Annotated in this window: 21 protein-coding genes and 1 riboswitch; of the genes, 5 read left to right on the forward strand and 16 right to left on the reverse strand. The window is 39.9% G+C overall.

The annotated features are described in order from the left end of the window. Positions 1 to 29 precede the first annotated feature (29 nt). Complete coding sequence (locus O3746_RS03525; RefSeq protein WP_005697833.1) at positions 30 to 173, forward strand: hypothetical protein; 144 nt, start codon at positions 30 to 32, stop codon at positions 171 to 173. Between the two features lie 46 nt (positions 174 to 219). On the opposite strand, the gene hpf is transcribed toward O3746_RS03525, so the two are convergent. From hpf to O3746_RS03545, 4 genes are all read right to left on the reverse strand, one after another. Continuing rightward, positions 220 to 543, reverse strand: a complete 324-nt coding sequence (gene hpf, locus O3746_RS03530; protein WP_371447799.1) for a ribosome hibernation-promoting factor, HPF/YfiA family — start codon at positions 541 to 543, stop codon at positions 220 to 222. 245 nt (positions 544 to 788) lie between these two features. Further along, positions 789 to 2,159: a sodium:alanine symporter family protein gene (locus O3746_RS03535; protein ID WP_049384584.1), complete on the reverse strand. Its 1,371-nt coding sequence runs from the start codon at positions 2,157 to 2,159 to the stop codon at positions 789 to 791. An 88-nt stretch (positions 2,160 to 2,247) separates the two neighbouring features. Further along, positions 2,248 to 2,369: riboswitch (glycine riboswitch) on the reverse strand. Between the two features lie 310 nt (positions 2,370 to 2,679). Then, positions 2,680 to 4,677 (reverse strand): transketolase, encoded by a 1,998-nt coding sequence (gene tkt, locus O3746_RS03540; protein WP_371447800.1) that lies wholly within the window; start codon positions 4,675 to 4,677, stop codon positions 2,680 to 2,682. 85 nt (positions 4,678 to 4,762) lie between these two features. Next, a complete protein-coding gene (locus O3746_RS03545; RefSeq protein WP_041918191.1) occupies positions 4,763 to 5,440 on the reverse strand; it encodes a YtjB family periplasmic protein in 678 nt (225 codons plus the stop codon). A gap of 68 nt (positions 5,441 to 5,508) precedes the next feature. On the opposite strand from O3746_RS03545, the gene serB reads away from it, so the two are divergent. Genes serB through O3746_RS03560 form a run of 3 tightly spaced genes read left to right on the forward strand, consistent with a single transcriptional unit; the run spans position 5,509 to position 7,446 of the window. Then, the gene (serB, locus tag O3746_RS03550) at positions 5,509 to 6,453 is read left to right on the forward strand and encodes a phosphoserine phosphatase (RefSeq protein WP_371447801.1); all 945 of its coding nucleotides are present in this window, start codon (positions 5,509 to 5,511) and stop codon (positions 6,451 to 6,453) included. Between the two features lie 20 nt (positions 6,454 to 6,473). Beyond that, complete coding sequence (locus O3746_RS03555; RefSeq protein WP_371447802.1) at positions 6,474 to 6,965, forward strand: YajQ family cyclic di-GMP-binding protein; 492 nt, start codon at positions 6,474 to 6,476, stop codon at positions 6,963 to 6,965. Between the two features lie 4 nt (positions 6,966 to 6,969). Next, positions 6,970 to 7,446, forward strand: coding sequence for a hypothetical protein (locus O3746_RS03560; protein ID WP_371447803.1), 477 nt, complete (start codon positions 6,970 to 6,972; stop codon positions 7,444 to 7,446). A 59-nt stretch (positions 7,447 to 7,505) separates the two neighbouring features. Here O3746_RS03560 and argH read toward each other — a convergent pair whose 3' ends face one another. After that, positions 7,506 to 8,879, reverse strand: coding sequence for an argininosuccinate lyase (gene argH / locus O3746_RS03565; protein ID WP_005695394.1), 1,374 nt, complete (start codon positions 8,877 to 8,879; stop codon positions 7,506 to 7,508). Between the two features lie 230 nt (positions 8,880 to 9,109). Between argH and rho the strand changes: the two genes are divergently transcribed. Beyond that, positions 9,110 to 10,372 carry a transcription termination factor Rho gene (gene rho / locus O3746_RS03570; RefSeq protein WP_005695393.1) on the forward strand — a complete coding sequence of 421 codons (1,263 nt, stop codon included), beginning with the start codon at positions 9,110 to 9,112 and terminating at the stop codon, positions 10,370 to 10,372. Positions 10,373 to 10,432: 60 nt separating this feature from the next. Here rho and rplS read toward each other — a convergent pair whose 3' ends face one another. From rplS to O3746_RS03625, 11 genes are all read right to left on the reverse strand, one after another. Beyond that, positions 10,433 to 10,783 carry a 50S ribosomal protein L19 gene (gene rplS, locus O3746_RS03575; protein ID WP_005697898.1) on the reverse strand — a complete coding sequence of 117 codons (351 nt, stop codon included), beginning with the start codon at positions 10,781 to 10,783 and terminating at the stop codon, positions 10,433 to 10,435. A gap of 36 nt (positions 10,784 to 10,819) precedes the next feature. Further along, entirely contained in the window at positions 10,820 to 11,560 is a 741-nt protein-coding gene (gene trmD, locus O3746_RS03580; RefSeq protein ID WP_049372779.1) for a tRNA (guanosine(37)-N1)-methyltransferase TrmD, read from the reverse strand. 37 nt (positions 11,561 to 11,597) lie between these two features. Beyond that, positions 11,598 to 12,125 (reverse strand): ribosome maturation factor RimM, encoded by a 528-nt coding sequence (gene rimM / locus O3746_RS03585; protein ID WP_065244522.1) that lies wholly within the window; start codon positions 12,123 to 12,125, stop codon positions 11,598 to 11,600. Between the two features lie 44 nt (positions 12,126 to 12,169). After that, the gene (gene rpsP / locus O3746_RS03590; protein WP_005697005.1) at positions 12,170 to 12,415 is read right to left on the reverse strand and encodes a 30S ribosomal protein S16; all 246 of its coding nucleotides are present in this window, start codon (positions 12,413 to 12,415) and stop codon (positions 12,170 to 12,172) included. Positions 12,416 to 12,641: 226 nt separating this feature from the next. Further along, entirely contained in the window at positions 12,642 to 13,991 is a 1,350-nt protein-coding gene (gene gdhA, locus O3746_RS03595; RefSeq protein WP_014064143.1) for an NADP-specific glutamate dehydrogenase, read from the reverse strand. Between the two features lie 232 nt (positions 13,992 to 14,223). Then, on the reverse strand, positions 14,224 to 15,246 hold the full coding sequence (gene hemB, locus O3746_RS03600; RefSeq protein ID WP_049363661.1) for a porphobilinogen synthase: 1,023 nt from the start codon (positions 15,244 to 15,246) through the stop codon (positions 14,224 to 14,226). Positions 15,247 to 15,303: 57 nt separating this feature from the next. Then, positions 15,304 to 16,098 (reverse strand): twin-arginine translocase subunit TatC, encoded by a 795-nt coding sequence (gene tatC / locus O3746_RS03605; RefSeq protein ID WP_302129952.1) that lies wholly within the window; start codon positions 16,096 to 16,098, stop codon positions 15,304 to 15,306. A 9-nt stretch (positions 16,099 to 16,107) separates the two neighbouring features. Then, a complete protein-coding gene (tatB, locus tag O3746_RS03610; RefSeq protein ID WP_193451444.1) occupies positions 16,108 to 16,713 on the reverse strand; it encodes a Sec-independent protein translocase protein TatB in 606 nt (201 codons plus the stop codon). A gap of 2 nt (positions 16,714 to 16,715) precedes the next feature. Beyond that, positions 16,716 to 16,946 carry a twin-arginine translocase TatA/TatE family subunit gene (tatA, locus tag O3746_RS03615; protein ID WP_005695386.1) on the reverse strand — a complete coding sequence of 77 codons (231 nt, stop codon included), beginning with the start codon at positions 16,944 to 16,946 and terminating at the stop codon, positions 16,716 to 16,718. Positions 16,947 to 17,112: 166 nt separating this feature from the next. Then, on the reverse strand, positions 17,113 to 19,026 hold the full coding sequence (locus tag O3746_RS03620) for a BCCT family transporter (protein WP_197562736.1): 1,914 nt from the start codon (positions 19,024 to 19,026) through the stop codon (positions 17,113 to 17,115). A 64-nt stretch (positions 19,027 to 19,090) separates the two neighbouring features. Further along, positions 19,091 to 21,118, reverse strand: coding sequence for a BCCT family transporter (locus O3746_RS03625; protein ID WP_302130311.1), 2,028 nt, complete (start codon positions 21,116 to 21,118; stop codon positions 19,091 to 19,093). Between the last annotated feature and the right edge of the window lie 129 nt (positions 21,119 to 21,247).

A 21,247-nucleotide genomic window follows, 5' to 3' on the forward strand; every position in this document is an offset into this window, starting at 1 on the left:
TTGAACTCAAAGAAAACAAGGAGAAAAAGATGTTAAAAAGAAAAACTTTTTTAAAGAAAAAAGCATCAAGAGATATCTCTGCTTCACGCAACTTGCGTTTAAGACGCTTAAAACACCGTAAAGCAAAACAATTCCAACGACATGCATTACAATTAGTGATTCAAGATATCTAAAAAAGGGCGAACATCATGTTCGCCCTTTTTATTTATTCATTATCCTTTATTTTTCAAAAGAATCTTTCAAACGCTCATCTGCTCGGCGGGATTCGCCTTTATGCTGAAGTTTATTTAATTGACGTTCTAATTTTTCTTCGACTTCATTGATCGCTTTATACATATCATCAGCCGTTGCAGTGGCTAACAGATTACCTAATGGAGTTCCAATTGAAGCCTCTACTGAAAAGCCGTTTGGTACTTTACTTAAAACAAAATGCGGGCTAATCAGTTGAGTGTGCCATTTCTCTAATTTTGCAAGTCTTCCCTCCACATGTTCACGAATTGAAGGGGTGATTTCCATTTGTTTACTTGTGATATTGAGTGTCATAGCATTTACCTCTTTTGCTTAAATGAACCCTTCGGTTCCGTTCATCTTTAATAACAAAATATCGACCTTGAACCACTTTTTCAAGTGCTTTTAGGTAAATAAAAAAACAAATGTTCAAAAATATGATCGGGATCTAATTTCTGAAAAAATGTGATTTCATTTCCGTGGAAACTTGTTATGATGTAAAGCTGTAAACAACAAAGGGAAGCACTCGGCTTCCCTTTTTTTCTTTTTATGAGCCTAAATTAGGCTAATTCATCTTGATCATGTTGCGTCGCTTTTAAACGTTCGAAGTAATCTTTGGTTTCTGAAATAATCTCTTTGCGTAAACCAATTAATGCCACCAAGTTCGGGAAGGCCATTAAACCATTCACAATATCCGCTAAGATCCAGATTAAATCTAAGGTGAGGAATGAACCCGCTCCAACTAGAACAATAAACACGAAGCGATACAATTTAATACCACGAATACCGACTAAGTAAAGGAAACAACGCTCACCGTAGTAGCACCACCCTAAAATTGTGGTGAAAGCAAAGAATAATAATCCTACTGTTACAATCGTTGCACCAAATGATGTACCTAATCCCTGTGCAAAAGCATAGTTAGTCACACTTGCACCTGAAAGCTCTGGGTTACTCCATGCTCCTGTAATCACAAGCACTAAGCCTGTCATCGTACATACGATGATAGTATCTAAAAATGTCCCCGTCATCGAAATTAAACCTTGGCGAACGGGCTCTTTCGTTTGAGCTGCTGCGGCTGCGATTGGCGCACTTCCTAAACCTGATTCATTTGAGAAAATACCGCGCGCCACACCCGATTGAATGGCTTTCATCACGGTAAAGCCAACTGCACCACCTAAAGCTGCCTGAGGATTAAACGCACTCTGAATAATTAATGCAATTGCAGCAGGTAATTTATCGTAATTAACGATTAAGATGATAATTGAGGTCGTCACATAACCCAGCGCCATAAAAGGCACAATGACGGCAGAGGCTCTCGCAATACGTCTTACTCCACCAAGAATAATCATCGCGACCAATACCGTCACCACTGTTGCAGTAATCACAACAGGCACGTTAAAGGTGTCTTGCATCGCATGCGTAATCGCATTCACTTGAGGGAAAGTACCGATACCGAAAAAGGCCACCAACACCCCAAATAACGCAAATAATTTCGCTAACCATTTGATACCAAGACCACGTTCGATGTAATACATTGGTCCACCAGCCATAAAACCGTATTTATCGCGCACACGATATTTCACTGCAAGCAAACATTCGGCATATTTGGTTGCCATGCCTAATAATGCAACTAGCCACATCCAAAAAATCGCGCCAGGTCCACCCGCTTGTACTGCGGTCGCTACACCCACGATATTCCCTGTACCAATGGTTGCCGCTAATGCGGTACAAAGTGCAGCAAAAGAAGACACGTCCCCTTTGCCTTTATTTGCACCTCGAGCAAATAAATAGCCCAAGGCACGAGGCAAATAACGAATTTGCAAAAAGCCTAAACGAAGGGTGAGATAAAGTCCGGTTCCGGACAATAGAATAAGTAGGGGCGGTCCCCATATAAAGCTACTAATAGCCGATAAGATTGTCTGTAATGACATTGATGATTCCTCGTCGTTTAAAATACAAATAAACTCGACAAGGAGACAAGAAGAATCCCGATAGAAATTATATTGATAATACGGATTGTCTTTTGCCCCTGTCCTTTTGCCTGAGCGTTTGGAAAACAATCGAAAAGTCGACCGCTCTTTTGCGCCTTCGGCGTCCATTTACATCAATAAAATGCAATGGATCTCTCCAAGGGTTCGTCCAGTAACAGTCCCTGCAATCTTGCGATTGCGCCTGAAAGATTTTACCTCGTCGGCGTAGGGGCAATTCCCTACTCTCCAGCTACCTTCTTCCGAACTCACTTTTTACGTTTTATTTTTTATCGCAAAAAGTGTCGCGAATTTTAGCAAACTTGAAAGGCTAACTCAATGGATTGACGAAAAAAGGCTTAGATAACAAGGTGAAAGCAGATAAAAACAAAGTGCGGTCAAAAATTTTCTTATTTTTTGACCGCACTTTTTTCAAATCAAAAAAGAAAGGCAGGTCATTGCCTGCCTTTATCTATTTTAATAATTATAAAATCTCTTTTGCTTTTGCTACCACGTTATCCACGGTGAAACCAAAGAGTTTGAATAATTGATCTGCTGGAGCTGATTCGCCGAAGCTATTCATACCTACCACGCGACCTTCAAAGCCGACGTATTTATACCAGAAGTCTGCAATACCTGCTTCGATTGCAACACGTTTGGTTACGGCTGCAGGTAACACACTTTCACGGTACGCTGCATCTTGTTTGTCGAAACGGTTAGTGCTTGGCATAGAGACGACACGTACTTTTTTACCTTCAGCAGTCAATACATCTGCTGCTTTCACCGCTAATTCCACTTCAGAACCTGTCGCAATGAAGATTAACTCTGGTGTACCCTCACAGTCTTTTAACACATAAGCACCACGTTTAACTGCCTCTAATTGTGCAGAAGTGCGGTCCATTTGTGCTAAGTTTTGACGGGTAAAGATCAATGCACTTGGGCCATCTTGACGTTCAACCGCTTGTTGCCATGCGATGGCTGATTCCACTTGGTCACATGGACGCCATGTTTCAAGATTTGGAATTAAGCGTAATGATGTAGTTTGCTCAACTGGTTGGTGAGTTGGACCATCTTCGCCTAAACCGATCGAGTCATGAGTATAAACGAATAAAGTGCGTTGTTTCATTAATGCTGCCATACGCACTGCATTGTGTGCATATTCGTAGAACATTAAGAAGGTTGCGCCATAAGGAATGAAACCGCCGTGTAAAGCAATACCATTCATAATCGCAGACATACCGAACTCACGCACACCATAGTTGATATAGTTACCACCTACGTTTTCGTGTGCACGAATTGGTTTAGAACCGCTCCATAACGTTAAGTTAGAGCTTGCTAAGTCTGCAGAGCCACCTAAGAATTCAGGTAATACATGTGCATAAGTTTCGATTGCATTTTGTGATGCTTTACGGCTTGCAATACTTGCAGGGTTTGCTTGTAATTTTTCAATGAACGCTTTAGATTCTGCCGCCCAATTTGCTGGTAATTCACCATTTACACGACGTGTAAATTCTGCGGCAAGTTCAGGGTATGCTTTTGCATAAGCAGCAAATTTTTCTTCCCAAGATTTTTCTGCTGCAGCGCCTTTTTCTTTTGCAGACCATTCAGCATAGTATTCAGCCGGAATTTCAAATGGACCATATTCCCAGCCAAGTGCTTTACGAGTTAATGCGATTTCTTCATCACCTAATGGTGCACCGTGGCAATCATGAGAGCCTGATTTATTTGGTGAACCAAAACCGATGATGGTTTTACAAATAATTAATGTTGGTTTTTCTTTTTCTGCTTGAGCAAGAATGGTTGCGGCACGAATTTGTTCTGCATCGTGACCATCTACATTACGGATTACTTGCCAGCCATAAGCTTCAAAACGTTCTGCCGTATCATCACTGAACCAACCATCAACATGACCATCAATCGAAATATTATTGTCATCGTAGAATGCGATTAATTTACCAAGGCCTAATGTGCCCGCTAAAGAGCAAGCTTCGTGAGAAATCCCTTCCATTAAACAGCCATCACCTAAGAACACATAAGTATGATGGTCCACGATTTCATGACCTTCACGGTTAAATTGACCTGCTAATGTTTTCTCCGCAATCGCCATACCCACGGCATTTGTAATACCTTGACCTAACGGACCGGTTGTGGTTTCAACACCTGGTGCATAACCATATTCTGGGTGTCCTGGGGTTTTAGAATGTAATTGACGGAATTGTTTTAAATCTTCGATAGAAAGATCGTAACCTGTTAAATGTAATAAGCTATAAATCAACATTGACCCGTGGCCGTTAGAAAGCACAAAACGGTCGCGATCAGTCCATTTAGGATTATTTGGATTGTGTTTTAAGAAATCGCGCCATAATACTTCAGCGATATCCGCCATTCCCATAGGGGCACCTGGGTGGCCTGATTTTGCTTTTTGTACGGCATCCATTGATAGCGCACGAATTGCGTTGGCGAGTTGTCTACGAGTTGCCATGTTTTTCTCCTATCTAAATAATTCTCAGTATTCTACCCTATTTACTGATTGGCTTAACCAATATTTGCAATTTTATTTAACTTGATCAAATTCTTCGACGACGTTGATGGAAACGCTGGCTACTTGATTTACCTTGTAAATTGACCACCGTTTTAGTTTCCACTGGTTTTCGATATGTTCGACGATAATGACTTAAAAAATAATGAATGGAACTGGCGAATAACGCGCCTAATAAAAAGACCACTACTATTTCACCATATAAGCGGTGAAAAACTTGATTGATTTTGCTCTGCGTCGTTTGAGCATATTGGGCGTCAAAGGTCACGCGCAAAAAGCCACGAACCGCATTATTGGAAGCCGAGTAAATCGGTTCAACAATTTGTTGTGTTGAAAACTCACCTTCATTTTTATGCTCAAGACCAAGTTGCTCACGAAGATTGCCGGTATTGGTACTTTGTGCCAATTCTTTGCCGTTATAATCATAAATGGTTGCATCGAGCACAAAGTTTTCTTTGACTAAATTATCTAAATTTTCGACGAGCTGATCGGATTTCGCATTATTGGTTAATAAAACTGAAAATAAATTGGCTTGCTGACGAACCAAAGTATGCGATAAATTCGCTACTTGATTCACACTTGAAAGCTGTGAACCAATCTTAAATTGTTTCACGCCAAACAAAATCACCGCCATGGCACCGATACAAAGCAGAACGATGAGTCCAAACATCAGTGATTTTTGAAGTTTTTCTTTAATTAATTGCACGTTGTTTTTCCATTTTTTCGCCAAGATCGGCTAGAATAGATGAGTATTCACAATTTACAGGATTTTCTATGCAAATTCAAAACCTTGCAAGCATTACCCAAAAATATCCCCAATTTCCTACCGCACTTTCGTCTGATTTGCCTCACTCCGATGAATCGCATGCGTTTATTTTATACGGTACAACGCTGAATTTAGCCAAATTACTCAAATTCCAACAAAAGTGCGGTCAATCTTTCCTGTGTTTTGATGCATGGAACGTTGAAAAAAATACCGTTGTCCTTTTAAAAGGAGAATGGCTAACTGATTTTATTGCCCACGCTCACAACCTGCAATTAGACATCGCAAAACTGGATTTTGATGCCAAATTATCAGAAAAAGGTTTATTGGTGATGGATATGGATTCTACGGCGATTCAAATTGAGTGTATTGATGAAATCGCTAAACTGGCTGGCACGGGTGAATTAGTTTCTGCCATTACTGAAAGCGCAATGCGTGGTGAGCTCGATTTTGAACAAAGTTTGCGTCGTCGAGTGGGAACACTTAAAGGTGCACCAGAAAGTATTTTGCAACAAGTACGTGAAAAATTGCCTTTAATGCCAGGCTTAATTGAAGCCATTAAGGCATTACAACAACATGGTTGGAAAACTGCCATCGCTTCCGGTGGCTTTACCTATTTCGCCGATTACTTAAAAAGCTTATTAAACCTCGATTTTGCGGCGTCTAATCAATTTGAAATTATTGATGGCACGCTGACTGGCAATGTAAAAGGTAGCGTGGTCGATGCACAATACAAAGCGAATACCTTGCAAAAACTCGCTGAAGAATACAACATTCCACGTAAAAATACCCTTGCTATTGGTGATGGCGCTAATGATTTAGCGATGATGAAGGTCGCTGGATTAGGCGTAGCATTCCATGCCAAACCGAAGGTGCAACAACAAGCACAAATTGTGGTAAACTTTGCTGACTTAACCGCACTTTTATGTCTTTTAAGTGCAAATGATCGAATTTAATTCATTTTGGGAGAAAACTTATGCCATCTTTTGATATCGTATCTGAAATTACTATGCACGAAGTGCGTAATGCGGTTGAAAATGCAAACCGCGTATTAAGTACACGTTATGATTTCCGTGGGGTGGAAGCGGTCATTGAATTAAATGAAAAAAGCGAAACCGTGAAAGTGACGACCGAATCAGATTTCCAATTAGAACAATTAATTGAAATCTTAATTGGTGCGTTTGTAAAACGTGGCATTGAGCATAACTCATTGGATATTCCAACAGAAAGTGAACATCACGGTAAACTTTACACCAAAGAAATCAAATTAAAACAAGGGATTGAAACGGAGATGGCGAAGAAAATCACTAAATTAGTGAAAGATTCAAAAATCAAAGTTCAAACTCAAATTCAAGGTGAACAAGTACGCGTAACCGGCAAATCTCGTGATGATTTACAAGCCGTTATTCAATTAGTGAAAGGCGCTGAATTAGGCCAACCATTCCAATTTAATAACTTCAGAGATTAATTTAATGAAAAAATATCTGTGGGTATTTTTGGCTGCAGTTCCAACATGTTCGCTCGCAAATGAAAATGCCATGAAGCTCGGTGATAGCGTCATTGATGTTGTAAAATGTGAAAGCACCAAAGGGGAAAAACTTTGGGTCGCGCTAAATAATCTAAAAACATTTACTTACATGAAAAATAATGCGAATGTGGTTTCTCAAACAATCGATAAGGCATACTTTCAATCTTATGCGACAGAAGCGACGCTTTTTCTTCCACCAACAGAAAATAATCAGTTGTGGACGATAATAAAAGAGAACGCAGCAGATAAGACGGGCATCAATCAAGTTACTATCGATTTGCGTGATGAGAAAGGTAAGCTAATTTCTCATGCTGCTTGCAAACGAAATGACGAGACTTTTTCATTATTAATGGAATCGAGTTTCGATATAAAAGAGCCTACAGATAAAATTCTTGAATTAATGGATCCACCTACACCATAAAAACGAAAGAGCGATCAAAAAATGTTGTGTTTTTTGACCGCTCTTTTTATTTGCGTTAATTAAGCTAATCTCGCTTTTGCTTCTGCAATCGCTTCTGCGACACGAAGTGGTGAAACCCCACCTTTCGCACAACGTTTATCTAAACAAGATTGTAGTGAAAGAATGTCATATACATCATCCCCCACTACATCGCTGAATTGACGGAATTCAGGAATGGTTAAGTCTTCCAAGGCTTTACCTTTTTCAATGGCATAAACCACAGTTTCACCGACAATATGGTGAGAATCACGGAATGGCACTCCTTTTGCCACGAGATAATCTGCTAGCTCTGTTGCATTTGAGTAACCTTTTAAAGCGGCTTCACGAGTACGATCGGTATTCACTTTTAACTCATCTAATACAAAAGTCGCCATATCTACACAATCTTGCCAAGTATCCAATGCATCAAAGATCCCTTCTTTGTCTTCTTGCATATCTTTATTATACGCTAACGGTAAACCTTTTAAGGTCATCAACATACCGGTTAATGCACCCATGACACGGCCCGCTTTACCACGAATCAATTCACAAGCATCTGGATTTTTCTTTTGTGGCATTAAAGAGGAACCTGAAGTTACACGATCTGACAATTCCACAAAATTCGCTTCACCACTGTTAAAAATGATCATATCTTCTGCGAAACGAGAAAGGTGCGCCATACTTAAAGAAGCTGTTGAGAGTAATTCCACAATATGGTCACGATCAGACACACTATCCAAGCTATTACGCGTAGCAAAAGCAAACCCAAGATCTGCAGCTAATTGTTCACGATCGACCGCATAGGCTGTTCCTGCAAGTGCGCCACTACCTAATGGACAGCTATTCATGCGTTTATAAGCATCGGCAAGACGCGAATAGTCACGTTCAAACATTTCCACATAAGCCATACACCAATGGGCAAAAGTGATTGGTTGTGCACGTTGTAAATGGGTATAACCCGGCATCACTGCATCTTGCGTATTTTCAGCAGTTTGTACCAAATGGCGTTGAAGATTACGAACAGACTCTTGTAACTCGATTACACGCTGTTTGCACCACATCTTGATATCGAGTGCAACTTGGTCATTACGGCTACGACCCGTATGCAATTTTTTACCTAAATTACCCACTTTATCGATAAGCTTACTTTCCACCCAGCTATGAATATCTTCTGCATCATCTTGCAAAATCGCTTGTGGATTTGACCGCACTTCGATTAATAATTCATTTAAGGCAACTTCTAGCTGTTGTTGCTCTTCAGCACTTAATACACCAACATTGACTAAAGCTTTAGACCAGCCAATGGAGCCTTCAATATCTTGCTCTGCCAAGCGATAATCAAAACGCAGGCTATCATTAAAATCTTTAAAACGTTTATCTGCCGCTTGTGTAAAACGACCACCCCAGAGAGCCATAGGTTATCCTTCTTTTAATTTCAATATTGACTAATTATTCAATTATTACGCATAATTAATCAACATACAATAATAATCTCTTTATAATCTGCTATTTTACCCTGTTTTTTCTAACAAAAACTAGACAGTATTAAATTTTAGTGGTAATTTACGCACCATTCTTAAGGGCATTGCCCACCATTCAAACATTTCAGTATTATCAACTCTTATTCGTTCCAACATTATTAATTATGCATCTTACAGAACTTAAAAATACGCCTGTTTCTGATCTTGTGAAACTTGGCGAAGAACAAATGGGTTTGGAAAATCTTGCCCGTTTACGTAAACAAGATATTGTTTTTGCTATTTTGAAACAACACGCAAAGAGCGGTGAAGATATTTTTGGCGGTGGCGTGTTGGAGATTTTACCCGATGGTTTCGGTTTCTTACGCTCTGCAGACAGTTCCTACCTTGCTGGTCCTGATGACATCTACGTTTCTCCAAGTCAAATTCGTCGTTTCAATCTTCAAACTGGTGATAAAATCGAAGGCAAAATCCGTCCACCAAAAGAGGGCGAACGCTATTTTGCACTTTTAAAAGTCGACCAAGTCAACGATGACAAACCAGAAGTCTCTCGTAGCAAAATTCTTTTCGAAAACTTAACCCCATTACACGCTAATTCTCGTTTAAGAATGGAACGTGGTAATGGCTCAACCGAAGACTTAACCGCACGTATTTTGGATTTAGCCTCTCCGATTGGTAAAGGTCAACGCGGTCTTATCGTAGCACCACCAAAAGCAGGTAAAACCATGTTGCTACAAAATATTGCACAAAGCATCACACACAACTACCCAGAATGTGAACTTATCGTACTTTTAATCGATGAGCGTCCAGAAGAAGTAACGGAAATGCAACGTTCAGTAAAAGGTGAAGTGATTGCTTCAACCTTTGATGAACCAGCCGCTCGTCACGTTCAAGTGGCTGAAATGGTTATCGAGAAAGCAAAACGTTCTGTTGAGCACAAAAAAGACGTGGTGATTTTACTCGACTCTATCACGCGTTTGGCACGTGCTTACAATACCGTTACACCAGCGTCTGGTAAAATTCTTTCTGGTGGTGTGGATGCAAATGCTTTACATCGTCCAAAACGTTTCTTTGGTGCTGCACGTAACGTAGAAGAAGGCGGTAGTTTAACCATTATTGCAACCGCACTTGTAGATACCGGTTCAAAAATGGATGAGGTTATCTTTGAAGAATTTAAAGGTACCGGTAACATGGAATTACATCTTTCTCGCAAAATTGCAGAAAAACGTGTATTCCCTGCGATTGACTTCAACCGTTCTGGTACGCGTAAAGAAGACTTACTTACCACACCAGATGAATTACAAAAAATGTGGATTCTTCGCAAAATCCTTAACCCAATGGGTGAAGTGGAAGCGATGGAATTCCTCATCGACAAACTTATGGTGGCAAAAACCAACGATGAGTTTTTTGAAATTATGAAGCGGTCTTAATTCTGACCGCACTTAAAAACAAAAAAGGCTTGGAAAACCAAGCCTTTTTTATTTTGCGAATTATTCGCCCAAACGCTCTTTAATACGAGCAGATTTACCTGAACGTTCACGTAAGTAGTAAAGTTTAGCTTTACGTACTGCACCTTTACGTTTAACAGCGATAGAATCTACAGCTGGAGAGTGAGTTTGGAATACACGCTCAACACCTACGCCATTAGAAATTTTACGTAAAGTAAATGCTGAGTGCAAGCCACGGTTACGAATTGCAATAACCACGCCTTCGAATGCTTGCAAACGACGTTTGCTACCTTCAACTACCCATACTTTAACTTCTAAAGTATCACCTGGGCGGAAGCTAGGTACGTTTTGTTTTAATTGTTCTTGTTCAAGTTGTTTGATAATGTTAGACATTGTTTGATCCTTTATTGATCCTAGATGTAACTGAAACTAACTGTTATGTTCGGCTTGCGCCTCTTTTAACAGCTTACGTTGTTCGTCAGTCAGAGCTAGGCCTTCTAAGAGCTCAGGGCGTCGGAGCCACGTTCTTTGTAGCGATTGCTTTAATCGCCATTTCCGAATTTCTTCGTGATGTCCCGACATCAGCACGGGTGGTACAGTTAATCCTTCTAACACTTCCGGTCTGGTGTAATGCGGACAATCTAATAAACCATCTGCGAAAGAATCTTCTTCTGCGGAGGCTTGCTTGCCTAATACACCTGGAATAAAACGCGCAACAGCATCAATTAATGTCATTGCCGGCAACTCCCCACCGGTCAGAACGTAATCGCCGATTGACCATTCTTCATCGATTTCAGTTTGAATCAATCGCTCATCAATACCTTCGTAACGTCCACATACCAAAATCAATTTCTGATTTTGAGCAAGTTCGGTTACGCCACCTTGATCGAGTTTACGTCCTTGTGGCGAAAGGTAAATCACCTTTGCGCCTTCTCCTGCAGCTGCTCTCGCAGCATGAATCGCATCCCGTAAAGGTTGCACCATCATCAGCATTCCCGGGCCACCACCATAAGGACGGTCATCCACGGTTTTATGCTTGTCGAATGTAAAATCTCTTGGATTCCAACATTCCACTTGCAGAAGATTATGTTTTACGGCTCTACCTGTAACCCCAAATTCCGTAATCGCTTTAAACATTTCGGGGAATAATGAAATCACCCCTATCCACATAAAAAGCCTACTACATTACGTTTGTGCATACTTGAGATTAGAAACCAGCGTCCCAATCCACTTCAATTGTCTTAGTGGTGAGATCGACTCTTTTAACTACTTGTTCATACAAAAACGGAATTAACCGCTCTTGTTTTCCAAAAGCATCTTTAGTATTAGCTTTAACCACTAACACATCATTAGAACCGGTTTCCATCATCTCTGTTACGGTTCCCATTGTATAACCTTCTAGGTTGACGACTGAACAACCGATTAAATCGTGCCAGTAATAATCGCCCTCTTCCAGTTCAGGGAAAACAGATAAATCCACACCAATTTCAACATTTGCTAAAATTTGTGCAGCTTCACGATCATCAACGCCTTTTAATTTAACGATGATTTCGTGATTATGATGGCGCCAATTTTCTAATTCTGTTGGCTGCCATTCACCTTTGATTTTTAAAAACCAAGGTTGATAATCAAAAATGCTTTCAGCTTGTTCTGTTGATGAATAAATACGTAACCACCCACGGATACCGTAGGTTGAGCCTAATTTGCCCACAACTTCAATGCGTTGTTGTTCCATATTTTTCACCTATCTTAGTTTAAGAACTAAATCAAAAAGCGAGATTATGCTTTTTGAGCTTCTTTTACCAAAGTTGCAACACGATCTGAAAGTGATGCACCTTGAGCAACCCAGTGGTTTACACGCTCAAGATCAACACGAAGACGCTCTGCGTTACCCTGTGCGATTGGGTTGAAGAAACCTACACGCTCAATGAAACGACCGTCACGTGGTGAACGACTGTCAGCTACTACGATTTGATAAAATGGGCGTTTTTTAGCTCCGCCACGAGATAAACGAATGGTTACCATAACCTTCCTCTAAATGTTTAATTACTAAAAGAATATTCCCAAACTCGAAAGTGATTTAAGAATATAGCTTACTTTTTTCTCTGTATATATAGACAAAAAGCCTGAAGATTTTACACTTTTTGAGCAAAAAAGCAAGCCAATAGCCTATTTCTACTTGAGAAATTCACCATAAAAATTGACCGCACTTCATCACAAAGTGCGGTCAATTTTTCATTAATTTATTGGATTAATAAACCCCTTGAGCCAACATTGCATCAGCTACTTTTACAAAGCCTGCTACGTTTGCGCCCACTACGTAGTTAATGTTTGCTTGGCCTTCTGCTGAACCGTATTTTTTACAGTTTGCATGAATATCTAACATGATGCGATGAAGCTGTCTGTCCACCTCTTCAGCAGTCCAGTATAAACGTTGTGAACTTTGCGCCATTTCTAAACCTGATGTCGCAACACCACCTGCATTAGCCGCTTTACCTGGGCCAAATAATACACCCGCTTCTAAGAATGCTTCTGTCGCTTCGATAGTGGTTGGCATGTTTGCACCCTCAGCAACCAATTTCACACCGTTTGCAATTAGAGCTTTAGCGTCTGAAATCTCTAATTCGTTTTGGGTTGCGCAAGGAAGTGCAATATCTGCTTTCACTTCCCAAGGGCGTTTACCTGCAAAATATTGAAGACCAAATTGTTTTGCAAACTCTTCTACTCGACCACGTTTTACATTTTTAAGCTCTAATAACGCTTCTAATTTTTCACGATCGAATCCTTCTGGTAAATACACATAACCCGCAGAGTCAGAACAGGTTACAACTTTCGCACCGAGCGCCATCGCTTTTTCAATCGCATATTGCGCCACGTTACCCGAACCGGAAACTAAAACCGTTTTACCTTGGAAACTATCTCCTTTCTCTGCAAGCATTGCTTGGGCAAAATAAACCAATCCATACCCCGTTGCTTCTGGACGAATTAAGCTCCCACCGAATGAAAGACCACGACCAGTAAACACGCAAGCCGCTTGGTTTGATAATTTTTTCATATAGCCTGCAAGATAACCGACTTCGCGACCACCTACACCGATATCTCCCGCCGGCACATCGGTATCCGGACCTACATGACGATACAATTCAGCCATTAATGCTTGGCAGAAACGCATCACTTCAGCATCTGATTTACCTTTAGGATCAAAATCTGAGCCCCCTTTCGCACCGCCCATTGGCAATGTAGTTAAGGCATTTTTAAAGATCTGTTCAAAACCTAAGAATTTTAAGATTGATAAGTTAACAGATGGATGAAAACGCATCCCCCCTTTAAAGGGACCAATTGCACTGTTGAATTGCACGCGGAAAGCACGGTTTACTTGAACTTGGCCTTTATCATCAGTCCATGCCACACGGAATTGGATTGCACGCTCTGGCTCAACTAAACGCTCTAATAAAGCTTCTGAACGGTATTTAGGGTTTGCTTCCAAGAAAGACCAGATTGACGTGAAGACTTCACGAACGGCTTGTAAAAATTCAGGTTGGTGGCCGTCACGTTGAGCCACTTTTTCAAGAAATGCGTCTAATGATGCTACTGCTGACATAGGATTTTCCTTCTAGTAGTAAGTTAATATGATGTGTGTAACGTTATTTTATTTATCACCGTCTTGTTGCGGCGTGTCATCAATATAACAATAGAAAAATCAACTAGGCAATAGTTTTTTTATAGAAAAAATGAAAAAAAAATAAAAAACGAGAAAACATTTAATATTTTCTCGTTTTTATTGGATGAAATCTAAAATTACCACCTGATTAGCACTTCAACTTAAAAAATGCTTATTTATTTTTACCTTCTAGGTAAAGCCATTCAGCGACTTGCTTCGCAAAATACGTCAAAATACCATCCGCACCAGCACGTTTAAAGCAAAGCAATGATTCCATGATGCATTCTTTTTCTTTCAACCAACCATTTTGAATCGCTGCCATATGCATCGCATATTCACCAGAAACTTGATAAGCAAAGGTTGGCACACCAAAATAGTCTTTCACGCGATATACCATGTCTAAATATGGCATACCTGGTTTCACCATCACCATATCTGCCCCTTCTTGTAAATCAAGAGCCACTTCTTGCAAGCCTTCATTACCGTTGGCTGGATCTAGTTGATAGGTTTTCTTGTCTCCACCTTTCAGGTTGCCGGCAGAACCGACCGCATCACGGAATGGACCATAATAATTAGACGCATATTTTGCAGAATACGCCATAATTTGCGTATTGATATGACCATTTTCTTCCAATGCCTGACGAATACGACCAATACGTCCATCCATCATATCACTCGGTGCAACAATATCTGCACCCGCTTCAGCGTGTGAAACAGCCTGTTTAATCAGGATATCTGTTGTAATATCGTTTAATACATAGCCTTCTTCATCAATGATCCCGTCTTGTCCATGTAGTGTATAAGGATCGAGTGCGACATCGGTTAATACACCTAATTCTGGATAAGCGGCTTTCAATGCTCTCACTGCGCGCTGTACCAAACCGTTCGGGTTAAATGCCTCATCCGCCATTAAAGATTTTTTATCTTGCTCAACTACAGGGAATAATGAGATCACTGGTACGCCGTATTTCACTAAAAGGCCTGCTTCGATTAATAACTGGTCGATGGTTAAACGTTCAACTTTAGGCATAGAAGGAACTGGTTCACGATGATTTTCGCCTTCAATGATAAATACCGGATAAATTAAATCATTCGCGGTTAAAGTATTTTCTGCCACTAAACGGCGACTAAAATCATGTTTACGTAAACGACGAAGACGACGAGTTGGAAAACCGCCTAAAATTTGTTGAGTCATAATAATATTTCCTGTTTTTATGATGTTAAAAGGGCGTATCCATCTACGCCCATTTTCTTAATCTTTGTGATTCAAATCACCCTGATTTTCTACCGCACTTTCCTCATCAACTGCCTCTTCTTCATCCTCTTTCGGTTGATAGAAACGTGCAACTAACAAGCCTAATTCAAAGAGAAGACACATTGGTACAGCAAGTAAAGTTTGAGAGAACACGTCTGGTGGCGTTAAGATCATGCCAACAAAGAACGCGCCCACAATAATATAAGGGCGTTTTGCCGCCAATGCTTTCGTGGTTGTGACACCTGTCCAGCAAAGCAAAATAATGGCAACGGGTACTTCAAAACACACACCGAAAGCCAAGAATAATGCGAGTGCAAAATCAAGGTAGCTGCTGATATCTGTTGCGATAGCGACCCCTTCTGGTGCAGTTTGCGTAAAGAAACTAAACACAAAAGGGAAAACGATATAATAAGCAAATGCCACACCGCAATAGAATAAAACTGTACTGGAAAATAATAACGGATAAATTAAACGTTTTTCATGTTGATACAGTGCTGGTGCAACAAATGCCCAAATTTGATAAAGCAAATAAGGTACAGAAATAAACACCGAAACAATCGCGGTTAATTTAATTGGCGTAAAGAAAGGCGTTTGGATATTGGTTGCAATCATCGTTGCACCTTTTGGCATCACCGCTGTTAAAGGTGCAGCGACAAAATGATAAATATCATTAGAAAAATAAACCAACGCCACAAAAACCACTAAAATACAAATTACACAACGTAATAAGCGGTTTCTGAGTTCAACAAGATGGGTAATTAACGGTTGGGAATCGTCCGTCATATTGCTCATAATTATTCTCTAGGACTTCGCTTCAGATTTGGGTGCTGGCTGTAGCTCCACATCATCCGGCGAATAGTAATCGGATAAACGCTCAGTTAATTCAGCTTGTTCATGAGGTTCAAGTGCGGTCAAATCCACTTCTTTTTTTTCAGATTCCAAAACCTCAGCGGTTTCATTCTCTGCATGTTCTGTGGATGCTGTTTCAACCGGTTTCTCTGCTGTTTCTTGTGCGCTTACCTCAAGTTTTTCCGCAGAATCAGTCGGATTTTCAGCCGCACTTTTAATTTCTTTAATTTGCTCTTCCACCGTTGTACCTGCTGCAGCCGCTTTTTCTTCTAGCTCTGCACGCATTTTTTGGGCTTGCTCTTTTAGCTCTTCAACAGTTTTACTTAAATCTGGGGAAAGCTGTTTGAGATTAAGTTGTTCCGCTTTCTTAATACTATCTTGCAACTCTTGCAATTTAAGCTCTTGTTTTAATTCATTTTGAACATTAGCTGCCAATCCACGGATCGTTTTCACCCAGCCCATTACCGTGCGAATAGCCACAGGTAAACGCTTAGGGCCTAGCACAACTAAGCCCACAAGCATCAATAAAACAAGTTCGGAAAAACCAATATCAAACACGGTTATGCCTGTTCTTTATCTTTTACAGTTTCAGTTTTTTCAGCAGTGGTTGTACCGTCTTTAATTTGAGTAAACTCAGCATCTTTTTTCGGCTCGTCATCAGACATCGCTTTTTTAAAGCCTTTTACTGCTGCGCCAAGATCAGATCCCGCATTGCGTAATTTTTTGGTACCGAATACTAATAAAATCACGACTAATAAAATAATCATTTGTGCTGGGGATAAACCAAACATAGAAAAACTCCGTTAGAATTAAATTGAAAATTTGGGCTTGAATATACTCTTTTTATGCATTTGTCTCAAGAGGTAATTTTAAAAGTGCGGTCAAAAAAATTAGAGGATTTTTAACCGCACTTTAGTCTTATTATTCAGCCAGTTCTGTTTACTCATGAGACAGGAATTATGAAATAACAAAATCCAGTTCTTTCATGTATCGCTCATAACATTGCAAGATGTCTACAATCAAATCCTCTTCATTTGTAATACTCAAAGGATAACCTTCCAATTGAATATTGGTTGAAACCATTAATGCATGATGAACTTGTGCAGGCTCAGGCTTCTCGAACAAGGTAATTTGGTAAAAAAAATCTTCTGCTAATCCATTTTCAATAGAAAGAACCAGTTGATTATTATCACGACCAAAATGTTGCTGTAAGGTCACATTTAAACCATAGGTACCAATGAGTAACTGGCGCAACTCTCTCATTGCCAAAAGTGCCGTTGTTTTTAAATGTAAAATGGCATCATCTCGCTTAGGTTCAATCACTAACTGTCTTAAACGGCTACGCCAGTTTGCACCTGTCCACAAATCTGAAACCTCTGTGGAATAATATTGACGTTCAAATCGTAAGCCCTTCAACAAACTCCATGCCATCAAAGACATCAATAGAGCAAAAGGTAAAGAAAAAAACAACATCGTTGATTGAAGTATTTCAATACCGCCAAAAAGATAAAGCACAAACGTAACTGCTGACAATAGTCCTCCCCAGAACATAGATTGCCAACGAGGTGAAACCTGGCTTTTGTCTTCAATCGCAATATTATTAAGCGTATAAATACCAAAGTTAATGGTGACGATAAAAAAGAGTGTGATAATAAATAAAGCTAACGTTTTAGTTAACCCGGAATAGGGTAAATAACTCAGAAAATCAAAAAGGAGTGACCCCACATTATTTACAGCTTGACCTAATGCCCCCTCAGCAAGATGTTCATTAACCCAAATGGCCCCATTTCCAAATACTGTGAACCATAAAACAAAGAATAAACTTGGCACCATCAATACGCCGAAAATAAACTCCCGTAAAGTTCGTCCGCGAGAAATCCGTGCGATAAAAATTCCAAAGCCAGGCGCCCACGAAAACCACCATGCCCAGTAAAAAACTGTCCAATCCATAAACCAGTCTAAATGTTCTACATCATAGGCATAAGCCTTGAAGCCGACTCTAATTAAACCGCTTAAGTAGGTACCAATATTTTCCGTAAAAGCAGAAATTAAATATATTGTCGGACCGAATAACAAAACCAGTAACATAAAGAGAAAGGTAACGCCTAGATTTAGCTCACTAAGAATACGGAACCCGTTGGCGATACCCTGCAGTGAAATTAAGATAGCAATGATAAAAACACTCACTAAAATAAGGGGAACCAAATACGGTGAGTTATCCAATAAATGCATTGAATGGAAGGCAGCCGCCAACCGAATCGCACTGTAACCTAAGGTTGCAACTACGCCAAATAAGGTGGTACAAATCCCGAGAATATCAATGACATCCCCCACTTTTCCATCAATCTTTTCTTTCAGTAAGGGATAAAAACAAGAGCGTAAAGAAAACGGTAATTTATAGCGAAATCCGAAGTACGCAATCGTAAGTGCAATTAATCCATAAATAGCCCAAGCACTGATGCTCCAATGAAAAATACTAAAAAATAATGCCGTTCTAACTTTCTCATATTCACCTATTGGTGAAAGAAAATGTGAAAGCGGTTCAGCAACACCAAGAAAAACAATGCCAATACCAATTCCAGAGGTAAAAAGTAACGCAATCCAAGAGCCTAATTTAAACTCTGGTTCTTCCTCATCACTCCCGAGTTTAATATCGCCGTATCGTCCTAACGCCAAGAAAAGTAAAAAGAACAGAAAAAATGCACTCAGTAAAATATAAAACCAGCTAAATTGAGAGAAAATAAATGCTTTCGCCGCAGCAAGATAAGATATCGTTTGCTGCGTATCAAATAAAAGGGCTGCAATAATCGCTAAACTAAAACCTAAACTGCCCCAAATAACATTTGCTTTGAAAGTATTTTGTATCTTCATATTTGTTTTAAGATAAAAAGTGCGGTTAAAAATTTAGAGGATTTCCAACCGCACTTTAGTCTTATTATTCAGCCAGTTCTGTTTGCTCGTGTGCCATCAATTCTTGACCCACATCGTCTAGCAAACTTAAGTAACGTTCATAATGTTTCAACATATCGGCAATTAATTCATCTTGATCCATATATTGCACATCATAACCCACTCGACCATCAAAGAAGTAAGTGTATGGTTCATAAGTCATACTATGCTGGATATGTGGCAAGTTATCGTCATTAATTAATTGCTCTGACACCTCACGACCGACAGATTTCACCCCATACATAAAGTCTCGCATCAAATCTTTCTGAATGACTAACTCGACTGCAGGTTCATCTTGATCAAATAACGTGTTAATTTGTACGCTTAAGTCATATTTGCCAATCAACTCTTGACGTAATTCACGCATAGCCGGTAAAACCGTATGTTTAAGGAAACGTAAAATATCTTTTTCTTGCGTTTGGTTCATCATTTGTTCCAAACGTTCTTTCCACTTATCCCCCGTCCAGAAAATACTGGTTGGATTAACTTTGGTATCAAAATATTTTTTATCCGCACTCAAGCCTTTCCATAAACTAAAGCACATCAGCAACATCAACATCGCAAAAGGTAATGCTACCAACAAAGTCATTGCCTGCAGGTTTGCCAAACCACCCGATTGCATTAAAACAATCGCGACGACTGACATTAATACACCCCACATTACGGCCTGCCAACGAGGTGCTACAAGGCTTTTATCGCGTGATGCAATGTTATTTAATACATAAATACCGGAGTCTGCCGAGGTGATAAAGAATAAAGAAATCACCACCAAACTCACTAAACCGGTCACACCAGAAAGCGGTAAATAATCTAAGAATTTAAAGAGCAACGTTTCAGGCGAGGAGATCATTTGTCCTAACGTACCTGCAGCTTCCCCATCATTCAACCAAATGGCCGTATTACCAAATACGGTAAACCACAAGATGCCGAACATGCTAGGAATCACCAACACACCGAAAATAAATTCGCGAATGGTACGCCCTTTCGAGATTCGCGCAATAAATAAACCTACAAATGGCGCCCAAGAACACCACCATGCCCAATACAGAATTGTCCAACCGCTAAACCAGCTAGTATGTTCTTGTTCATAAACATAGGTTTTGAAGCTTAATTGTACTAAGTTGCTGAGATAAGTTCCGATGTTGTCGCTGAACGCTGATAACAAATAAAGTGTTGGCCCCGCCACTAATACGAAAATTAACAAACAGAAAGCTAATGTTAAATTCAGCTCACTTAAAATTTTCACCCCTTTCCCTACACCAGAAATCGCGGAAAATGTGGCTAAACTCATTACCACAGCAATCACAACAATTTGCAAGCTGAAGCTATTTTCGCTAATCCAGCCTAATTGATGTAAGCCTGCACCCAATTGTGATGCACCAAAACCTAATGTTGTGATAACACCAAATAAGGTGGCAAGTAACGCCATAATGTCGATAAGATCGCCTAACTTGCCATTAATACGCTCTTTCAATAACGGATAGAAACAAGAACGTAATGCCAAAGGTAATTTGTAACGGAATCCAAAGTAAGCCAATGCCAACGCAATCGTGCCATACACCGCCCAGGCATGAATTCCCCAGTGGAATAAGGTGTGTAACAAGGCTTCTTGTTGCTTATGCTCTGCGCTGCCTGTGGTAATATCAGATAAGTAATGCGTCAATGGTTCTGCTACACCAAAGAACATCAACCCTACCCCCATACCGGCAGCAAATAACATCGCCAACCAAGACAGAAAACCAAATTCAGGCTCTTCTTCATCATTGCCTAATTTGATATTACCTAGGCTACTGACTGATAAAATGACTAAAAAGCCCAAAAATACTGAGAATGCTAATACGTAAAACCAACTAAAGTTGGCAAAAATGCCCGATTTAGCAGCATTTAATAAAGTTTGTGTTTGTTCAGGTGCGATTAAAATCATCGCGACAAGCAACACCACAAAAAATAACGTTGCACCAATCACTAAAGGATTGAACGACGTTTGCTTTTCCATAAATTTAGATAAAGACAACGCTTCCCCCTTAAAAATTAAGTGAATAAAAATAAAATCAGATTAAATAAAATAAGGCCTTAAGCCCTAAATGGTGAGATGGAACCATCGCAAATGATAGCACGGAGAAGTGCGATTTTGAAGGAAACG

Source organism: Haemophilus sp. 27098_8_127 (assembly GCF_041433495.1).
Lineage (GTDB): Bacteria > Pseudomonadota > Gammaproteobacteria > Enterobacterales > Pasteurellaceae > Haemophilus_D.

Excerpts from the sequence above, each read along its gene's own strand:
- O3746_RS03525 (WP_005697833.1), top strand. The coding sequence starts at position 30 with ATGTTAAAAAGAAAAACTTTTTTAAAGAAAAAAGCATCAAGAGATATC.
- hpf (WP_371447799.1), bottom strand. The coding sequence starts at position 543 with ATGACACTCAATATCACAAGTAAACAAATGGAAATCACCCCTTCAATT.
- O3746_RS03535 (WP_049384584.1), bottom strand. The coding sequence starts at position 2,159 with ATGTCATTACAGACAATCTTATCGGCTATTAGTAGCTTTATATGGGGA.
- tkt (WP_371447800.1), bottom strand. The coding sequence starts at position 4,677 with ATGGCAACTCGTAGACAACTCGCCAACGCAATTCGTGCGCTATCAATG.
- serB (WP_371447801.1), top strand. The coding sequence starts at position 5,509 with ATGCAAATTCAAAACCTTGCAAGCATTACCCAAAAATATCCCCAATTT.
- O3746_RS03555 (WP_371447802.1), top strand. The coding sequence starts at position 6,474 with ATGCCATCTTTTGATATCGTATCTGAAATTACTATGCACGAAGTGCGT.
- O3746_RS03560 (WP_371447803.1), top strand. The coding sequence starts at position 6,970 with ATGAAAAAATATCTGTGGGTATTTTTGGCTGCAGTTCCAACATGTTCG.
- argH (WP_005695394.1), bottom strand. The coding sequence starts at position 8,879 with ATGGCTCTCTGGGGTGGTCGTTTTACACAAGCGGCAGATAAACGTTTT.
- rho (WP_005695393.1), top strand. The coding sequence starts at position 9,110 with ATGCATCTTACAGAACTTAAAAATACGCCTGTTTCTGATCTTGTGAAA.
- rplS (WP_005697898.1), bottom strand. The coding sequence starts at position 10,783 with ATGTCTAACATTATCAAACAACTTGAACAAGAACAATTAAAACAAAAC.
- trmD (WP_049372779.1), bottom strand. The coding sequence starts at position 11,560 with ATGTGGATAGGGGTGATTTCATTATTCCCCGAAATGTTTAAAGCGATT.
- rimM (WP_065244522.1), bottom strand. The coding sequence starts at position 12,125 with ATGGAACAACAACGCATTGAAGTTGTGGGCAAATTAGGCTCAACCTAC.
- rpsP (WP_005697005.1), bottom strand. The coding sequence starts at position 12,415 with ATGGTAACCATTCGTTTATCTCGTGGCGGAGCTAAAAAACGCCCATTT.
- gdhA (WP_014064143.1), bottom strand. The coding sequence starts at position 13,991 with ATGTCAGCAGTAGCATCATTAGACGCATTTCTTGAAAAAGTGGCTCAA.
- hemB (WP_049363661.1), bottom strand. The coding sequence starts at position 15,246 with ATGACTCAACAAATTTTAGGCGGTTTTCCAACTCGTCGTCTTCGTCGT.
- tatC (WP_302129952.1), bottom strand. The coding sequence starts at position 16,098 with ATGAGCAATATGACGGACGATTCCCAACCGTTAATTACCCATCTTGTT.
- tatA (WP_005695386.1), bottom strand. The coding sequence starts at position 16,946 with ATGTTTGGTTTATCCCCAGCACAAATGATTATTTTATTAGTCGTGATT.
- O3746_RS03620 (WP_197562736.1), bottom strand. The coding sequence starts at position 19,026 with ATGAAGATACAAAATACTTTCAAAGCAAATGTTATTTGGGGCAGTTTA.